The 16137-nt window shown below is 64.4% G+C and carries 6 protein-coding genes; 2 read left to right on the plus strand and 4 right to left on the minus strand.

Annotated features, from left to right (window positions below; all coding sequences use genetic code 11):
• The first annotated feature begins 32 nt into the window (after nucleotides 1-32).
• A complete protein-coding gene (locus tag A9762_RS06145; RefSeq protein WP_069341152.1) occupies nucleotides 33-6158 on the plus strand; it encodes a hypothetical protein in 6126 nt (2041 codons plus the stop codon).
• Between the two features lie 88 nt (nucleotides 6159-6246).
• On the opposite strand, the gene A9762_RS06150 is transcribed toward A9762_RS06145, so the two are convergent.
• Together A9762_RS06150 and A9762_RS06155 are read right to left on the minus strand one after the other, a co-directional pair.
• Nucleotides 6247-7254 (minus strand): GlxA family transcriptional regulator, encoded by a 1008-nt coding sequence (locus A9762_RS06150; protein WP_069341153.1) that lies wholly within the window; start codon nucleotides 7252-7254, stop codon nucleotides 6247-6249.
• A gap of 49 nt (nucleotides 7255-7303) precedes the next feature.
• A complete protein-coding gene (locus A9762_RS06155; RefSeq protein WP_069341154.1) occupies nucleotides 7304-7870 on the minus strand; it encodes a cysteine hydrolase family protein in 567 nt (188 codons plus the stop codon).
• A 252-nt stretch (nucleotides 7871-8122) separates the two neighbouring features.
• Between A9762_RS06155 and A9762_RS06160 the strand changes: the two genes are divergently transcribed.
• Nucleotides 8123-13960 (plus strand): hypothetical protein, encoded by a 5838-nt coding sequence (locus A9762_RS06160; protein WP_069341155.1) that lies wholly within the window; start codon nucleotides 8123-8125, stop codon nucleotides 13958-13960.
• 6 nt (nucleotides 13961-13966) lie between these two features.
• Here A9762_RS06160 and A9762_RS06165 read toward each other — a convergent pair whose 3' ends face one another.
• Nucleotides 13967-14992, minus strand: a complete 1026-nt coding sequence (locus tag A9762_RS06165) for an ornithine cyclodeaminase family protein (protein ID WP_083253676.1) — start codon at nucleotides 14990-14992, stop codon at nucleotides 13967-13969.
• A 16-nt stretch (nucleotides 14993-15008) separates the two neighbouring features.
• Nucleotides 15009-16037: a threonine/serine dehydratase gene (locus A9762_RS06170; RefSeq protein ID WP_069341156.1), complete on the minus strand. Its 1029-nt coding sequence runs from the start codon at nucleotides 16035-16037 to the stop codon at nucleotides 15009-15011.
• Between the last annotated feature and the right edge of the window lie 100 nt (nucleotides 16038-16137).

The raw sequence follows: 16137 nt of genomic DNA on the forward strand, positions 1-16137 counted from the left end.
GCCGATACCTACCGTTTTCAGCAGGAGGACACATGCAGATCGCTTCGTACCGAGGGCCATTGGCACTTGCATGGCAATCGAGCCATACCTCGGCATCATCCCAAGGGCAGTGTCGCAGACGTGAATTCGAGCCCGCCCTCGTCGACTCGCCGCAAAGGGGCGAGACGGGCGGCGACGCGCAGATCGACGATGCATCACAAACCGCAGACGTGCACGCGGATGTCTCGCAAATCCTTGCTGCGCTCGACTGGCGTGCGAAGGTCGTGCACGCGTTGGCTTGTGCACCCGAGGCCACATGGGGGCGCGTGTCGTCGTCGCTGTTATTTCATTTGCTGGATCGCCGGGACATGCCGCAGAACCCGGCGGTTCAGTGTGGCGTGAACCTGCTGAAGCAGTGGCTCGCCGAAGCGCGTGGCACGCGGCTTCAAGGTGCGCAAGCCGAACCGATCGAACTGATCTATGACGGACAACGCTTCGGCATCAGCCGGCATGGCCGCCACTCATGGGCGAAGAAGTCGATGCCCCGCCAGGGTCTTTGGCATGCGCTAACGGCATGCGTCGATGCCCGGGACATGTCGGATGTCGATGTTGGAGACCCATCGATGTGGCGTTCGCTCATGTCACGACTGGTGCTGTCTGATCCGGCGCTTGCCGTTGCGGCGTGGCAGGCGCAGCTCGTTGGCGATGCCCCTGAGTTCAGTGGACAGCCGCCCAGTCCGTTGCGGGATATTGCAAGGCGGTGCGGGAAACTTTTTGTTGCCGGCACGGCGCTGGGTGTGGCGGCCGGCTTCGGAAGCGGCGCGTTGCTTTCTGGGCCGGCGACTCAGCCTGACGATGGCATATTGCCGGGGAGCGCCGATACCGATCACGCGACGGCAGATGATTCGTCTGCTTTCCTCTATGGGATATTCACTGCGTACGCCCCCTTGGCCGCCGCCGTCGCAGCAGGCGCGCTGGAACTGGCCGCCACGGTTTGCACGTATGCGGCGCTACCCGGCGCCGAAAGGTCGACCGCGTTCCAAAGGGCGCAATACCTGAGCGCGTTTCCGCGCTTGTTGCCGTCGCTGTCGGCGTCCGAGTTGCGGGCGTTGGTCCTGCGACTCGGACCGCAGTTCGCGCAACTCGATGTGCGCGATGTCGCGTCGGCCGTGCAGCGTTGTCTCGATGCCAACGTGCGAAATCAGCCCATCGGCAAAATCATTGCAGGCCTGGACGTCGACGCCCTCTACCGGGAAGCCCGCGAGCGTGAGCAGCGCGGGTTTCGCTTCAAGCGCTCAGGGGCTGCCGAAGCGCTGGAAGTCGCTATTCAGCTCGCCTATGCCGCGAAAATTCTGACGCCATGGGAGGACTCGATTCTTGAAGCGCGAGCGCTTCGTCGCAGCGAGCGATGGGCGCAATGGCGCGAAGCGCAGGATGCCCTGGCGCAGGCGAGCGCACCGCGTCGTCTCGCCGCGACGGCGTTCGAGCCACCGCCTCCGCGACAGGCATCCCCCGTCAACCGAACGTTCATGATGAACACCGACGACCTGCCGCTGCCGGATTTGCTCACCCCTGAGCGGCGCGACATGCTCCGCGGCATTGTCGAGCAACGTGTGGTCGTCGGCTCGGCCGCCATGTCAGCCATGTCCTTGAACCCGGTGGAATTCATGGCGCCTGTCGCTGCGACATCTACCGCCCCGGACCCGAACGAGCAGGCCGGGCTGCTCGCAGTCACAGCGCAAGCCGCGTCGACGTCGCTTGCCGTGGCAGCGTCGGGCAAGGGCAAGTACGTAGCGGGTGGAACGTTTATCGGGGTGATCATCGGGTTAGGTCTCTCGAGTTTCCAACGCTTTTTTTGGCCAGAGACCGAAACAGAGACGCTCGAGGCGGATGAGCTGCGCGCCCTGCCGCTCATCAACCGGCCGATGCATCATGCGAAGGCTGCGCCTGTCACCGAAGCACCGTCGCCAAACAAGACGTCGAACGTGACCCCGACTGGCGAATCACCGACGCTCGCTCAGATGCTTCAAATCATCGAAGCGACGGAGATCGGCCGGTTGCGAAACGTCTCGATCGACGGTTACGCGGGGCGAGCGCAAGCGCATCTGTGTCGTCAGATGGAGGCCGTGCTGGGCCGGCTGCCGGGGCCTGCGTTCACGCAGGGACAACGCGGCACGCATGACGCTGAGACCTCCCCGGGTAAGCCGACGATGCCATGGGGAGGCGAAGTCGAGGTGACGTTCAGGTTCTGGGGGCGTTCGCCCGAACCCAGCCGCTTTGCAATGGGGTGGGGCAAGACGGTGTCGCAGACGTTCACCCTGTTCGATGTGGCGCTGGGGCATCACTTCCTGCGTGAGTTCAAAACCCCGTCTGGGGTCAGCGAGATCGTGTCGTTGAAGGCCGTCGACCCCAGCCATGAGGCTATGCTGACGCGAATCGACGACGACGTATTCCGCGATGCCTTGAACACACATCTGGCGGACGAACTCGAGCGCCAGCGAAACAATCCGCTGTTGATCGATGATTACGAGATGTATGTGCGTCGCGTGTACATGGGGGTGCTCGTCAACGCGACGACCGATGCCTGGGAGCGTCAGGCGCCGCCGGGCAGCCGCGTGAGCAGCGTCAATCACCCATGGCACCCGGCACGCGCCGGGCAGGGCCAACGGCGCAAGTTCCGGGCGGGCTACGGCGCCGTTCGCCTGTTGGCATACGAGGGCGCCGTCGTACCGGATCTGGTTTGCGTCACGCAGCCCGCCGGTAGTGCGGTGCTGCTGATCTCGATCGCGCACGCAATGGCCTTTCACTGGAGCCCGGAAGCCGAATCGACCGATGCCTTCCAGCGATTCATCGAATGTCATCTGTCGAAAACGCAGCGCCAGCATCTGGAGCGCTATGCGCGGTGGAGTCCGCTCAAGTTTCGGATCGATCCGGTCGTGCTGACCAACCGGCCATGTCAGGCGTCGCGTGCCGACATCAGCGGGTCGCCTCCCCGTCAGTCGCCGTCAAACGCGGCGCGCGCCTCATACAGTCACGTTTCGCTCGATCCGTCGTTTTCCTTCGTGTCGTGTCCATCGCCGGAGCGGGAGCTCTGGTTTGCCAAGGTCGCACGGGCGGATAGCGACCGCGAACTGATGATCATCAACAATGCCAGACGCGCAACGTTTCAGGTCAGTAGCCTGCGGCAAAAAGTCCTCGACTCGCTGAAGTTCACCGGCCCGGCAACCGCAACGGCATTTGGCGATACGGACCGGGCCGGCACCCTCGTGACACTGGCCTGCGAACTCGACCCATATGGCGCGAACTATGCAACGCTCGCCGCGCGCGCCCAGCGAGCGGATGTGGACGAATTGAGGCGGATTCAGCGAGAGATGTCGGTGTCGGCATCCATGTCGTCGTTGTTTCGCAACCCGCATCTGCAACCGATCGATGCCGTCACGGACTGGACGCTCGAAAATCTCGACAACATGCGCGACATCTCGCGCTCGATCGATACCTTCATGGCCGGATGGCCCGAGATCAGCCGACGGCGCGGGAAATTTGCCGATGACATGGTCGCTCGCAGCACCGATGCGAATGGCGCCGGGACACCTGTCACACAACCGGTGTGGGTGGAATTGAGTGCCATCAAGTCACGGCACGATCTGCGCACCGGCGGGGCGGTGACCCAGGGGCTGACGGCCGAGGACAACCGCATCGAGGTTTTTCTGGGAAGTGCCGCTGCCCAGGTGCTCTACCTCGATCAGTTGTCGAGAATTCCGCGTGGCTATTGCATTGCGCTGGCGCTGACCGACAACACGATAGGCTTCGCCGGTGTGACGAATGGGGATCGGGCGGTGTTCGGGGCGTTTGGCAATGCGCATGAGACACCGTCCGCGGCCTACACCATCGATCGGATCGACATCGCCCGATTCACGTTCCTGGCCAACGGGCAGTGCCGCTACGACGATCGACAGGGCACGCTGTACGTCGAATCACTCACTGACCGGCTGCCCGTCTGGTCGGACAATGCGAAAAAGGCGGCCCAGCGGCTTCAATCATTGCGCGGAAGCACGACGTCGACGTCTACCTCCACGGCGCCTCCTTCGGTGTCGCACGTTTCGTCGAATGCGACCGTGAGTGGATCGTTCAAACCGCAACCGAATGCGGAGCACCTGGCGTCGCGCCCTCGGACGAAGCGTGCCCATGACCACTGGGACGCGCTCGTGGACGGGTGGTATGTGCAGAAGGGGCGCTTGGGGGTGCGTGCCGGTTTCGACAGTCGGTCGTCGAGTGCGACGACGGTGCCTCCGCCTCGCGTCGGCGCGTTGCTCGGTCGGAACGTTCATGTCCCCCGATTGTCCTCGCAGGAAATCGTCGCGCGCTGGAATGCCCCACCGGTCAAGGCGGCCTTCACGCAGTTTGTCGAGCGTGTCATGCAGGGGCTGGTGCTGTGGCACCTGCCGCAAATGTCCGCGGATCATGGCGCCCTGATGCTGGCCGCACTCAAGAACACGACGCAGTTTCGGATGGTGACGGTAGGCGACGAGCGTTTGCCGTGCGTGGTCGGTCTCGGTGATGTGCGATGCCGGATGTTGTTGTCGCTGACCTCGGGTGAAGCGGTGCCGCTCGCTGCAGAGGATGAGACGACGGCATTGAGCGCGTTTCTTTCCCCCCACACGAACGTCACTGGAGACACCCTACGCGTGACTTTCGGGCAATCGCTGGACGAGGGCAATGCTGCCCCGATCATCGACGATCTTCGCGACCGGGTGCGTGATGCAGCGGCGCGTAACCAGACACTCGGCGCGGGCGTCGTCGACCTCGTGCGGCGTGTGGCCGCGATGATGCCGAGCAAGGATGCGCAATCCTTGCGCGCAACGATCGGAGACGCGGACACCGACGACGTGCGGCTGAGCCAGGAGGCGATCTATCTGAACGAGGTAGTGGATGGACCGCAAACGTCGCCCGGTCTGGGTTGGGCCTATGACATCGGCACGGCGATCCGCGAATTCTCCGGCGATATATTTCGTCGATCACCCACGGGCGAGTCGCTGAGCGCCGCCACGACGTTTGCGCAAGCGTTCGTCGAACGGATCCGGCAGTGCCGCGTCCAGCAGCGCGTGAGCGGCGACGTGGCCAGCCTGATCGAGTGGGGAATCAACGGCTCGGACTTTGCCACGGCGATGCTCGCGGCAGGCGTCGAACTGGAAGACGGTCGGTTCGGTGCGGCGATAGCGTCGCTGCGAGATCAGGTGCCGGGCCGTCCCGGACTTTGCCTGCGACAACAGGTGGCGCCGCAACTGATCGTGTTACGTGGCCGTGAGGCGCCTGCCAGCGTGCCTCGCGGCTACCGGATATTGATTCGTCCTGCGTCGACCGGGCGCAACAATTCCGCGACGTATGACGACCGGACTTACAACGACATGCTCAGCCTCGGCGGCGGGCAGATCGTGGAAGCGCGCTCGTTGGAGACGTTCGGGGCGGCACGCTTTCGGTTGTCTTCCATCTATCCCGATTCCGGCGACCCCCGATTGCGCTGGGCAGAGGCGCGTGGGGTATGGCGATACCGCGGCGTCGATGTCGATCTCTGCATACCGAGCGATACCCCGGGGATCTACGCCGAGCCCGCTGCACCACGACTGAAGGCCGGTCAGATCAGCGCCACACAATGCGAGAGTGCGTTGCATTCGCACCCGGCGGTGACCGCGTTGCAGCCCGAACGGGTGGGCGCGCGCGATCTGAAGATCGACGACCGGCTGGCACTCATGATCGAGGCGGTTGCGACGACGTTCGACACCTATGGCGTGACCGATCTCCGGTACCGAGTGACGGTGGCGTGGTCGTCGCCCGATCAGTATCGGCCGAAATTGTCGTTGGCCGTGACGGGGAAGTCGCCGGTGTTATGGGTTACCCAGGGTCGCGTCGGCCGTGTGATCGCTGATTTCTTTACGCGGCAGACGCTTCGCGGTGCGTTGCTGGCGTTCAGCGACGGTCGCGTCATGAGCGAGGCCGACTGGCAGGACCAGCACACCCGTCATGGAGCGAACCTGTGCATCAAGTACATCGACTTCACGTCGCTGAACGACGCGCTCGAAACGGCGTGGGGGTACACCGCGCTTCCCGGCGCATTGGCCGGGGATTTCAGGCCGGCCGGGGTGATGCTCCGCATGCCTGAATGGCGTAAAGCAAGCGAATGAACCATGTCGACAGGCAGGTTCCGGCGTAAAGGGATCGTCCGGGGATCGCCGGGACGCGTCGCTCGTCGCCGCGCGCGATTGGCCCGAGTCAACCCGCAATTCGGCGGGCATGGCTCGGCGGCAAGGCGTCGAACTTTTGCCAGACGCGTCGCAGGTGACGGCTCGATCCGAAGCCTGCGCGCTGGGCGATGTGTTCCAGGTCGAGATGGCTGTTACCCAGCATCTCGCGCGCGAGAGCGATGCGCAGCCGGTGCAGGTAGTCGATGGGGGCGACGCCGGCATGTTCGCGGAACAGGCGCGTCACGTGCCGCTCGCTCGTACAGGCGATGTCCGCCATGGCGGAGAGTGTCCAGTCCTGCGCGGGGTCGGCGGCGATGGCGTCCTGCACGCGGTGCAGGGCGGGGTGCAGGTGATTGCGCCCTTCGAGCCACGGCGAGAGTTGCGGGTCGGCCCCGGCGCGTCGTGCATAGACGACCATCTGGCGCGCCACTGCCGCAGCGCACAGTGGGCTGGTGGCGTTGGCGATGAGCGTAAGCATCAGATCGAGGCCGGTCGTCACACCGGCGCTGGTCCACACGTTGCCGTCGCGCACGTACAGCCGGTTGTCGGCCACGCGAGCGCCGGGCGCGAGCGAGCGCAGTTCGTCGCAACTGCCGTGATGCGTGGTGCAGGTCAGCGCGTCGAGCAGCCCCGCTCGGGCCGCGAGCAGGGCACCCGTACAGATACAGGCGAGTTGATGTGTCGGGCGCACGATGCGCCGAAGCCACGCGATGGCGCAGGCATCGGCGTCATGACGCTCGTCAGAAGGTGCCGGATGGACGGCGCTGTCAGAGGATGGCAGCGGCAGTGGCTTCTCGACGGTGCCTGTTACGACTACCCAGGCGTCGTCGGGCACGGTGTCGGGCAACACGTCGAGCGGCGACAGGCGCAAGCCGATCGACGTGGCGACCGAGGGCTGCGTGCCGACGTAATGCAGCACGAAGCGCACGTCGTCCTGTTGATGATTCGCGATGCGCAACGCTTCGGCCGGGGCTGCGACGTCGAGTAGCAGCGTGTTCGGCATGACCAGCAGATAGACGGGTTGAAGTCTTGGCATCGCGGGCAAACAGTCAGGACGGATTCGGACGGATCGCAATAGTGCGACGTTACACCGCCGCGAGCGCTTCCTCAACCGTCACGATGCGCGCAAAGCGGTCGACCAGCACGGTTTCCGTGCGCTCCTTGAGTTCGGCGGTGGACAGCTCGCGGCCGGTGCGCGGGTGCTGCATCGGGAACGTGAGCGTGGCTTCCGTCACGAAGTCGACGTCGTAGCCGGCGTCCGAGGCGGCGCGCGTCGTCGTCTCGCAGCACTGTTCCGTGCGGATGCCGGAAACGATCAGACGCGTAATCCCATGCTCCACCAGCCAGGCGCCGAGGGTCGAACCCGCCAGCGCGCTGTGCTTGACCTTGTCCACCGTGAAGACCGGGTCGAGGCGCAGTTCTTCGAGCGTACGCACGAAGCCGGAATCGCGCGAGAACACCCCGCCATCGATGTGAAACACCTGCACCACGGGCACGCCGCGTGCGACGGCGCCGTCGATCAGCGCCTGCTGACGGTCGAAATAGACCGCCAGATCGTCTTCGCGCCAGTACGGGCGTTGACGGAACGATTCCTGAGCGTCGATGACGAGCAGGGCGGTGCGCGACGTTTGGGTTTGCGGGTTTTGCGACATGAGGTAACTCCGTGGAGTGAGTGACGATGGTGACATCGTACGGGCACGGGCGCCATCCCGATAGTCCATTGGGCGACCAGAATGGGACGGATTCAGACATTGATGTCTGCGTCGAATCATGCCGCCGCCACCTCCCGAGGTCTTTGTCGGACGAGGGAGTTCCCAAATCCTGGGAGGTGGGCGAAATCTTGGGGCAGCACTCGCGGATGCGACCCGAAGATGCGGCATGCCGGTCACGTTAGGGAGGGATTTGTGGAAATCAGACCGCTGTTCTGGTTCAAGGACAACGTTCGCGTAAAAGACGAACCACGGGCGCCGGAATCGCGCGTACTAGAACCATTCGCCGCGCAGGGGGAGATCGATGCCGCATTGCTGCGCGGGTTGGACTGGCAGACGCAAATCGTCTATCGGAACATTGTGACATCGACGGTCTGGGGGCCGGTCGCTGCGGCGCTTACCTGCCAGTTGCTGGGTATCGACGCGAGATCGGCGACTGCGCAGGGCGGCGCCACGCTCGAATCGTCGGCCGCCGCGATTGGCACGGCGTTGGCGCGCTACCTACCGGGCATACAAGGTGACTGGATCCGTCAATTCGATGATGCCAGCCCGCTCTGCTTCGACGGGCGGCGTTTCGGTGTCTGGCGTGAGGGTTGCCCCGATTGGTCGCCGCGGACGCAACGCTTCGGCGGGTTGTGCCACGCGCTGTGCGCCGCAGCGTGGAAATGCGACATAGCGAGCGTCGAGGACACGCAGATCGGCCCGTTGCAGCACGCGTTGCCGGCGTTGATTCTGGAAACACCGGGTGCCGCTGCCGCCGCATTGTCTGCCGTACTGGATGACGGTCATCTGCGGTCACAGAGGCGGCTGTCACCGATGCAGGCGTTGACGCTCGCCGGCACCTTGCTCGCCGGCGGCGCGGGGATGGCGCTCGCATGGCCAGCCGCACCGTTGCTGGCCGGTGCGATGGAAGCGGCGGCGGCGGGCGTGATGCTGTGGTCGGTGCCGCATGGCCCGGATCCAACGGAGCGTGTTCGTCTCGCCGCATGGTTTTCCAACGTTTTACCGGAGCTGACAGTGGATCAGATCCATCGCCTTTGCGACCGGCTTCAAGGGTGCGACGCCCGGCTCAACGTCGTGGTGCTGGCGGCTGTCTTGCAGCAGGCGTTGCACGCCGGATCGGGGGGCTCACCCGACGAGGCGATCGAACACCTGGACATTCGGGAGATCGAGCAGGAAGCGATCGACCGGGATCGCAACGCCCAGTCGCTCGACCGGTTCACTACCGGCAGCGCATGGGAAGCCGGTCTGCACTTGCTGCATAACGTCGGTTTCCTCACGCGTGCATCCGTGGAAATCACCACCCGCCCGTTCTCGCTTCGTGTGGCCGATTGGTACGCGTTACTCGATCGCATGGATCACATGGACCACGAGACGCCTCCATCGTCGCGCGTATGGGGCGGGGTCTCGGCGGTCGAGTCGCTGGCGTACCGCGAGGTGCCGCAGACGGCATCTCTCACCGCGTCGCCGTCGTCCTGGCCGTCGGAGTTGGAGGTGTCTCTTGTGGCTTCGATATGCGGGGCCGTGTTTCGGACTTGCCGCGATCCTCACGTAGGGTTCGCCGTTGCAGGCACCACGCTGATGGGCGTCTTGACGTATCTGGTCCATCAGTTTGGTAGCAGCGGTGCAGACGGAAGCGATCACACCAGCGATGCGGCAAGCTTATCCGTGCCGCTGGCATTGCCCGTAGCCGACCGGCGTGACCCGGCCGATCGCGGTTATTTCGCGACGCCGCCCCCGCCGCCCGTTCGACCGTTGTCGACAACCACGGCATCGGCGTTGCACAACGTTACGGTGCACCCCGCAGCATGGGTCGATGTCCGCTCGACACTGACACTCGAGCAGATGGTGACGCTGTCCGAATGGGTGGCGTGGGACAACGACACGCGCAGCACCTCGGCTTTGCGCACCTACCAGGATCGCACCCTGGCCTACATGAAGCGGCTCGTGCAAGGCGGCTACGACGCATTCGTCGGCACGGCAACGGAAGTGGTGGACTGGGATGCACGCGTCGAAGTGATGTATCAGGAAGTGAGTTATCTGCCGGCGTCCGCTGGCAGTGCCTCGGGCGCGGGCATGCGGTCCCGGCGCACGTTCAGCCTGATGCAGATTGCGCTTGGACATCACTACTACGAGGAGTCGATGTCGGTCGGCGGGTCCCGTCAGGTCACGGCGATTCGTCTGGCGACTACCGCAAACACGCCGCCCAATTCCCGCACGCAAGCGCAACTCAACGTCGTGAATACCGACAAGTTCCGTGCGGCGTTGCATAAGCTTGACCTCGGCCGTATCGACGAACTGAGCCGTTCGCCGGCATCGATCGCCGCATTTTCCCGATATGTCCGGTTGATCTTCATTGCGACCCACGCCAGAGCCAGAACACCGGGTTCCCCCGATTCAGCGTTCTGGGTCTCGCCGAAGTACATCCTGCCACCGCGTGAGGAACTGGAGCGCTCGCTCAAGTTTGAGTTGCTTTCGTTCCGGGGGGAAATCGTGCCGGGCATCGTTGCACTCAGGCATGAGGCGAGCGCGACAGCGCTGTTGGTGTCCGTCAAGCGCCGAACCTGGTTCTGGTGGCGTCGGGAGGTCGAGTCGAATCCGTCGTGGCGGGACTTCATGCGCGATCACCTGTCGATGCTCGACGCAGAGCGCCTGAACGATCCATTGCGGATCGATCACCTTCAGTTTGCTATCGGCCCGGTTTGTCAGCCGTCGATGAACTGCCGCCGAGGAAATTCGTCCGTCAGACCTCCGCGGAGGCTGAGTACTCCGCCATTCACGTCGATCTGGCGTGCCGACTTTGCCTTCACGAGCCACCCTGAGCCGGAGGCTGCGCTCTGGGCGGCGGAAGTTCGGAAGATGCGTCAGGATCTCGATATGCAGATCGTTACGCCGGAACTCAGGGCGCGTCGGGACTGGCAGCAGTTTCGCAAGGCGATGGTGCAGAGCTGGAGCGCGTGGTTTCCCATCGTCAACGGTGTGCTCCCGGCATCGGCGATGTTGCCTGACTGGGCGTTCAGACTCGGCTGCATCGGCGCCACCGCAATGCAGATCACCCTATTGCTGGAGAGCGCGGAGACTGCCACGCTCAAAGAATTGCGCGCAATCCACGCGGACATGGGGTTCGCGACCGTGTTGATGGCAATCGGTCAGGTGCCTGCGGCCGACCCCTTCATGAAGGTGGGGCGGTCCATCGCCATCTCGGGGACGGCTGCCGCAAAGCACGTGATTGCCCATCTTAAACGTTGGGCCGATTCGCCCGTGACAATCGCAGGCGCACGCCAGCAATTGGCTGCTAGCGCACGTGCGCTGACAGACCAGCGAGTTGCGTCGACACCGCAAACGCCGCCCTGGATCGTCGTGAACCAGTTGAAGTCTGGGCTAGGTATGACGGTGGCGCAGTGCAATGCATCGCAGGCACAGACGGTCGGCGTCAATGATTTCCTGGGGCGAGGGGCGCGTCGTGTCACTTCGTCCGACTTGCTGACGCGTTTGCCTGCGGGGTATGCCGTAGCCCTTGCGTGGGCCGACGGGCGGGTCCTGTACGCGGGTGTCACGTGCGGCATTGGCACGATCGCCGGACAAAGCGTTGACGACACGGTGATGCTTCTGCCGCACGGTGGTTTCGACATGCTGGATATCTTTGGGGACGATCGCAGTACATTGACGTTTCAATCGGACGGGCGGGTGATGTGCGACGACTATGTCCTCGATATGTGGGTTGAGTCGCTCGAAGATGCGATCCCGGTGCTCGAATTGCGTCGGGGCGAACTGGAGACGTTCAAGGCGAGGTTGGGCGACCGACACCTGGACGCCTCGGCGACGCGTGCGTCGCCCAAGGCGCTCGGCAGCGAGGAAGCGCTCACCCGCCCACCCGTGCGATGGCATACGCGCACCGACCCGGACGCCCCGACGTGGGAGGCACTGGTTCAGCAGTGGCGAGCGTTGCGTAGCGGCAATGCGAGCGAGACGGCGTCGGCGATGTCGGCAAACAGCACGCGGATTCCGGGGCCTGTTCCGGTGCCAACGGACAGCGGGACAACCCGGCAACTCTCCGATGTGCCCCGACTCAGAGCGGCGCTGGCGAAGCATTGGACATCTCGATTCGAGACCGCCTTCGCTGACGTCCTCGCGCGCGTGGAGACCGGGTTGTTGCTCTGGCATCTGGGGCGTTTGCCGACGGCGCAGCAGCGCTTGGTTCTTGGACGGCTTCAGCAAAAATCCCGTGTGGCGACGATTCAGGCAGACGGTATTGGCGTGCCGGGCATTACCGCCATGCGCGACGACCGTGCGTATCTGCTTCTTTCATTAACGACGGGGGAAGTGCTTTACGGCGACGATGTCGCTCATATCGTGGCAGACCTCGACGTCGGACACTTCCTCTGCCGCCATCTGAGCAATTCGGACGCCGCATCGCTCGCATGCGTGCCAACGCGCAACATCACAAGTGTGACGGGCTGCCCCCCACTGGACTTGGCGTTTCAGCCGCCGGCGCAAGGCTTCCAGGTGCTCGCCGCACGAGCACACGTGTGGATGACGGAGCAGATCACGTGTGCCCGGAAGGGGGCGCCATACTGCGACCCGGTGGCGCGCAACCACGATTTGCTGTATCTCGTCGCCGCAGCGGCACAGCGCATACCTGGCGCGAACGTCGCGAGCATCGTCGATCTCGTCCGACATAGCGATTCACCGGGCGACCGGGACACCGTGCCTGTCGAACATATTTTTCGCAGCGAGAACGCCAGCCATTGGCACGGCACGCCGAGCTTGCCGTTTGCGTACTATCTGGGCAATTCCGTTCGTGGTGTCGAGGCGCAGCTATTCAACGCCTATGCACCGACGGAAATAGACATCGCCGAACTTGTGACGCTCGTATCCGGTCACATCGTGCAAAGCCGCCAGCGTTATGCCGTTCGCCTCATTCATGACGCAATCGCGGATCTTGTCGAGTTCGGCGTCGGTAACGATCGTTTCGGTCAGGCGATGCTGTCGTCGAGCGAGTCGCTCCGCGCGGGCCGTTTCGGCCCGGCGCGCACGGCGGTTGGCGACGATGTGCTGCCCGGCGTGAGTCGGCAGGATACCGATGAGGATGCGCGTCGCATCCGGAGCGTACGCGAGATGAAAGATCTGCCGGCGGGCTACGAGATATTGCTGCGTAGCGACGCGCCGATCGACGAGACCCAGGATGGTTTGCACCACGCCATGTTGAGTCTCGGCGGCGGCGAAGTCGCGGCCTGGTTTCGCAGCAACGGCACGACGACGTCGCCCATGGCTTACCGGCGTCTGGATCTGCTGTCCGGCAACGACCTCCTGAATTTCACCGCGTCCGGTGTTGCGTTGACCAACGGAACACCCGTCGAGCTATGGATCGAACCGGGTGCCTCCGGCGTGTTCTCCGAAACATCCGTCGCGTTGCCGCAAAGCCTGCCGGTGAAGGATATCGGCATTCTGACGGCGATGAAGCGTCATCCGATGATCGATGCCGAGATTCAGCGTAACTCCGTTGATGAGTATCGCGGTTTCGCGGGCGACAAAGCGTCGTTGCTGATCGCGATGGCGCGCTTGCTCATGCCCTTCGGCGTGGTGCGGATCAAGTATCGCGTCGTGCTGAGCTGGTCGACGCCGGATCAGGTGATTCCGGCGATGTCGTTGACGCTGACCGGACAGACACCGCCTTCGATGTTCGCGGAGCAAGCGCCAACGGAGGGCACTGAAAAGGCCCAGCGCTTTGTCGTCGACCTGTTCATGAGCCGGCTATTGGGCGGGGCCGTGTCGCGTGTGGGAGACGTGCAGAGTGAGGCGCAATGGCTTGCCACGTACCGGGCGCATGGGGGCAAGCGGTGCATCAAGTACCGGGAGTTCGACGATGTTTCCGGCATGCTCGCTGCGCTGCCGGAGTACGAGCGTTTGCCCGGCGTGCGTCCTTACGACCGGCGCGAGGCAACGCAATTGATCCAGTACCCGGAGTGGGACAGCGCGCCGGCCCCCGGATGGCATCCGAATCGCCGGACTGCCCGGCGTCATTCGATCTAGCGGTCCTCAGAGGCTGGCGCGCGTGCCGGTATTCGCCGCTTGTGCGCGTTGGTAAAGCGCGGCCGCCAACGCCACGTCCTGAGCGCCCATGCCGAGCGATTTGAACAGCGTGACGGCCTCGGCGTCGGTGCGCCCCGGATGGGTGTGGATCACCAGTTCACCGAGTTCCGCGAGCAGATCCTCCGGGCCGATGCGGCCCTCGGCAGCGGCGGCCAGATAATCGCCCGATTCGTTGACGGTCGACTCCCGGCGGTCGACGAACAGTTGCGCGCGCGCCATCAGCAGCGTGTCCGCCTCGCGATGGCGGGGCGTGCTGCTGCCGACCAGATTCACGTGCGTGCCCGGCGCGATCCATTCGGCGCGCAGCACCGGGTCCGTCGAATTCGTCACCGTGACCACGATGTCGGCATCGCACACAGCCGCTTCCACGCCCTCAACCGCTTCGAGGCGGAACGCGTAGTTCGGCTGTTCCTTGTCGACGAACGCCTGCGCGGTGGCAAGCGAGCGACTGGCGACGCGAACGTGCTGGAGCGGACGCGCCGCCGCGAGCGCTGCGAGGTGCCAGTGCGCCTGATGGCCGGCGCCGATGAGCGCGAGTCGCGAGGCATCGTGACGGGCGAGCAGGCGCGTCGCAAGCCCCGTGACGGCCGCCGTGCGAATGCCGGTGATCTCCGCGGCGTTCATCACGGCGAGCAGTTCGCCCGTCTCGCCGCTCATCAGCAGCACGCATCCCTGATGCGGGTCTTTGCCGAGCGCGCTGTTACCCGGGAAGAACGTGCCGACCTTCGCGCCATAGACGGACATTGCACCGGCGCCGCTGCCGAGAAACGCGGGCATCATCCCCAGCAGTCCCTTGGCGCCGAGCGCCTCCGGCGGGCGGATGATCTGACGTAGCGGCAAGTGAATCTGCTCGCGGGCGAGGGCGCCGAACATGTCGGACATCACGGGAATCGCATCGGCGACGGGCATCAGCGCGGCGATCTGGGTGGCGTCGAGCAGCAGGACGGGCGGCGAGGAAGCGGAGGTGGACATGCGAAATCCTGGATCGTCAGCCGTTGGCTTCGGCGGCAAGCGCCGCTTCGATGTGACGGTTGAACGTTGCCGTGTCGGTATTCGTCCCGCACAGCAGCACGCCCACGCGTTTGCCCATGAGCTTGTCGCGCAGCGGGCCCATCAGCGCTGCGGTCGCCGCAGCACACGCCGGTTCCACGGCCAGCTTCAACTGACGGAACAGCGTGAGCATGCCGGCGCGCATCTGATCGTCCGTGACGGTCACCAGTTCGTCGATATGGCGGCGGCACAGGGTGTAGCCGTACAGCTCGGTATGCGGGGCCATCAAGCTATCGGCAATGCCCGTCATCGGGCCCATCTTGATCGGGCCGCCTTGCGCGAAGCTCTGCGCCATGGCGTCGGCACCGGCCGGCTCCACGCCGTACACCTTCACATGCGGGGCAAACAGCTTGATCGCCGTGGCCACGCCGGCGATCAGTCCGCCGCCGCCGATGGGCACGATCACTGCATCGAGATTCGGGGCCTGTTGCATCCATTCGTAACCGAGCGTGGCGGTGCCGAGAATCGTGCGATAGCCGTTGAACGGATGCACGAAATAGCGGCCTTCCTCCTGTTCCACTCGCTTGACGATATCGAACGCCTCATGGACGTTCTCCGCCAGAATCAGGTCCGCGCCGTACTCACGGCACAGCGACGAACGCGCCGGGCTGGCGGTCTTGAGCATGACCGTCTTGGCGCCGACGCCCATGGCTTGTGCCGCGTAGGCGACGGCCACTGCATGGTTGCCGGCGGACACGCACGTGACACCCGCCTTGCGTTGGGCGTCGTCGAGCGAGAGCAGGTTCGAGAACGCGCCACGGGCCTTGAACGTGCCCGACGCTTGCAGCAACTCGTACTTGAACGTCACCTCGGTGTTGCCGAGCGTGGGGAAGTCGTGGCGCGTGAAGACCGGGGTCTGGCGCGCGTAGGGCTTGAGCGTCTCGTGCAGCGCGGCGATGGCGTCTTTCGTCGGAACCGGTTGACCGTCGATGGTCTCGGCGTGCAGCTCGGGGGTCGATTGCGTCACTTGGACTGTGTCTCCGTAATTTGGCAAATGCGTGGCAATTGCCAGGCAAATGCGCGTGTAATGCCGGGCAGGGCTGGGGTCACCCCATGCGCTGCCCGGG

This window comes from Pandoraea sp. ISTKB (assembly GCF_001721285.1).
Taxonomy (GTDB): Bacteria; Pseudomonadota; Gammaproteobacteria; order Burkholderiales; family Burkholderiaceae; genus Pandoraea; species Pandoraea capi.

Bases quoted from the DNA above. Each gene is read 5' to 3' on its own strand.
- A9762_RS06145 (WP_069341152.1), top strand. From the start codon at position 33: ATGCAGATCGCTTCGTACCGAGGGCCATTGGCACTTGCATGGCAATCG.
- A9762_RS06150 (WP_069341153.1), bottom strand. From the start codon at position 7,254: ATGCCAAGACTTCAACCCGTCTATCTGCTGGTCATGCCGAACACGCTG.
- A9762_RS06155 (WP_069341154.1), bottom strand. From the start codon at position 7,870: ATGTCGCAAAACCCGCAAACCCAAACGTCGCGCACCGCCCTGCTCGTC.
- A9762_RS06165 (WP_083253676.1), bottom strand. From the start codon at position 14,992: ATGTCCACCTCCGCTTCCTCGCCGCCCGTCCTGCTGCTCGACGCCACC.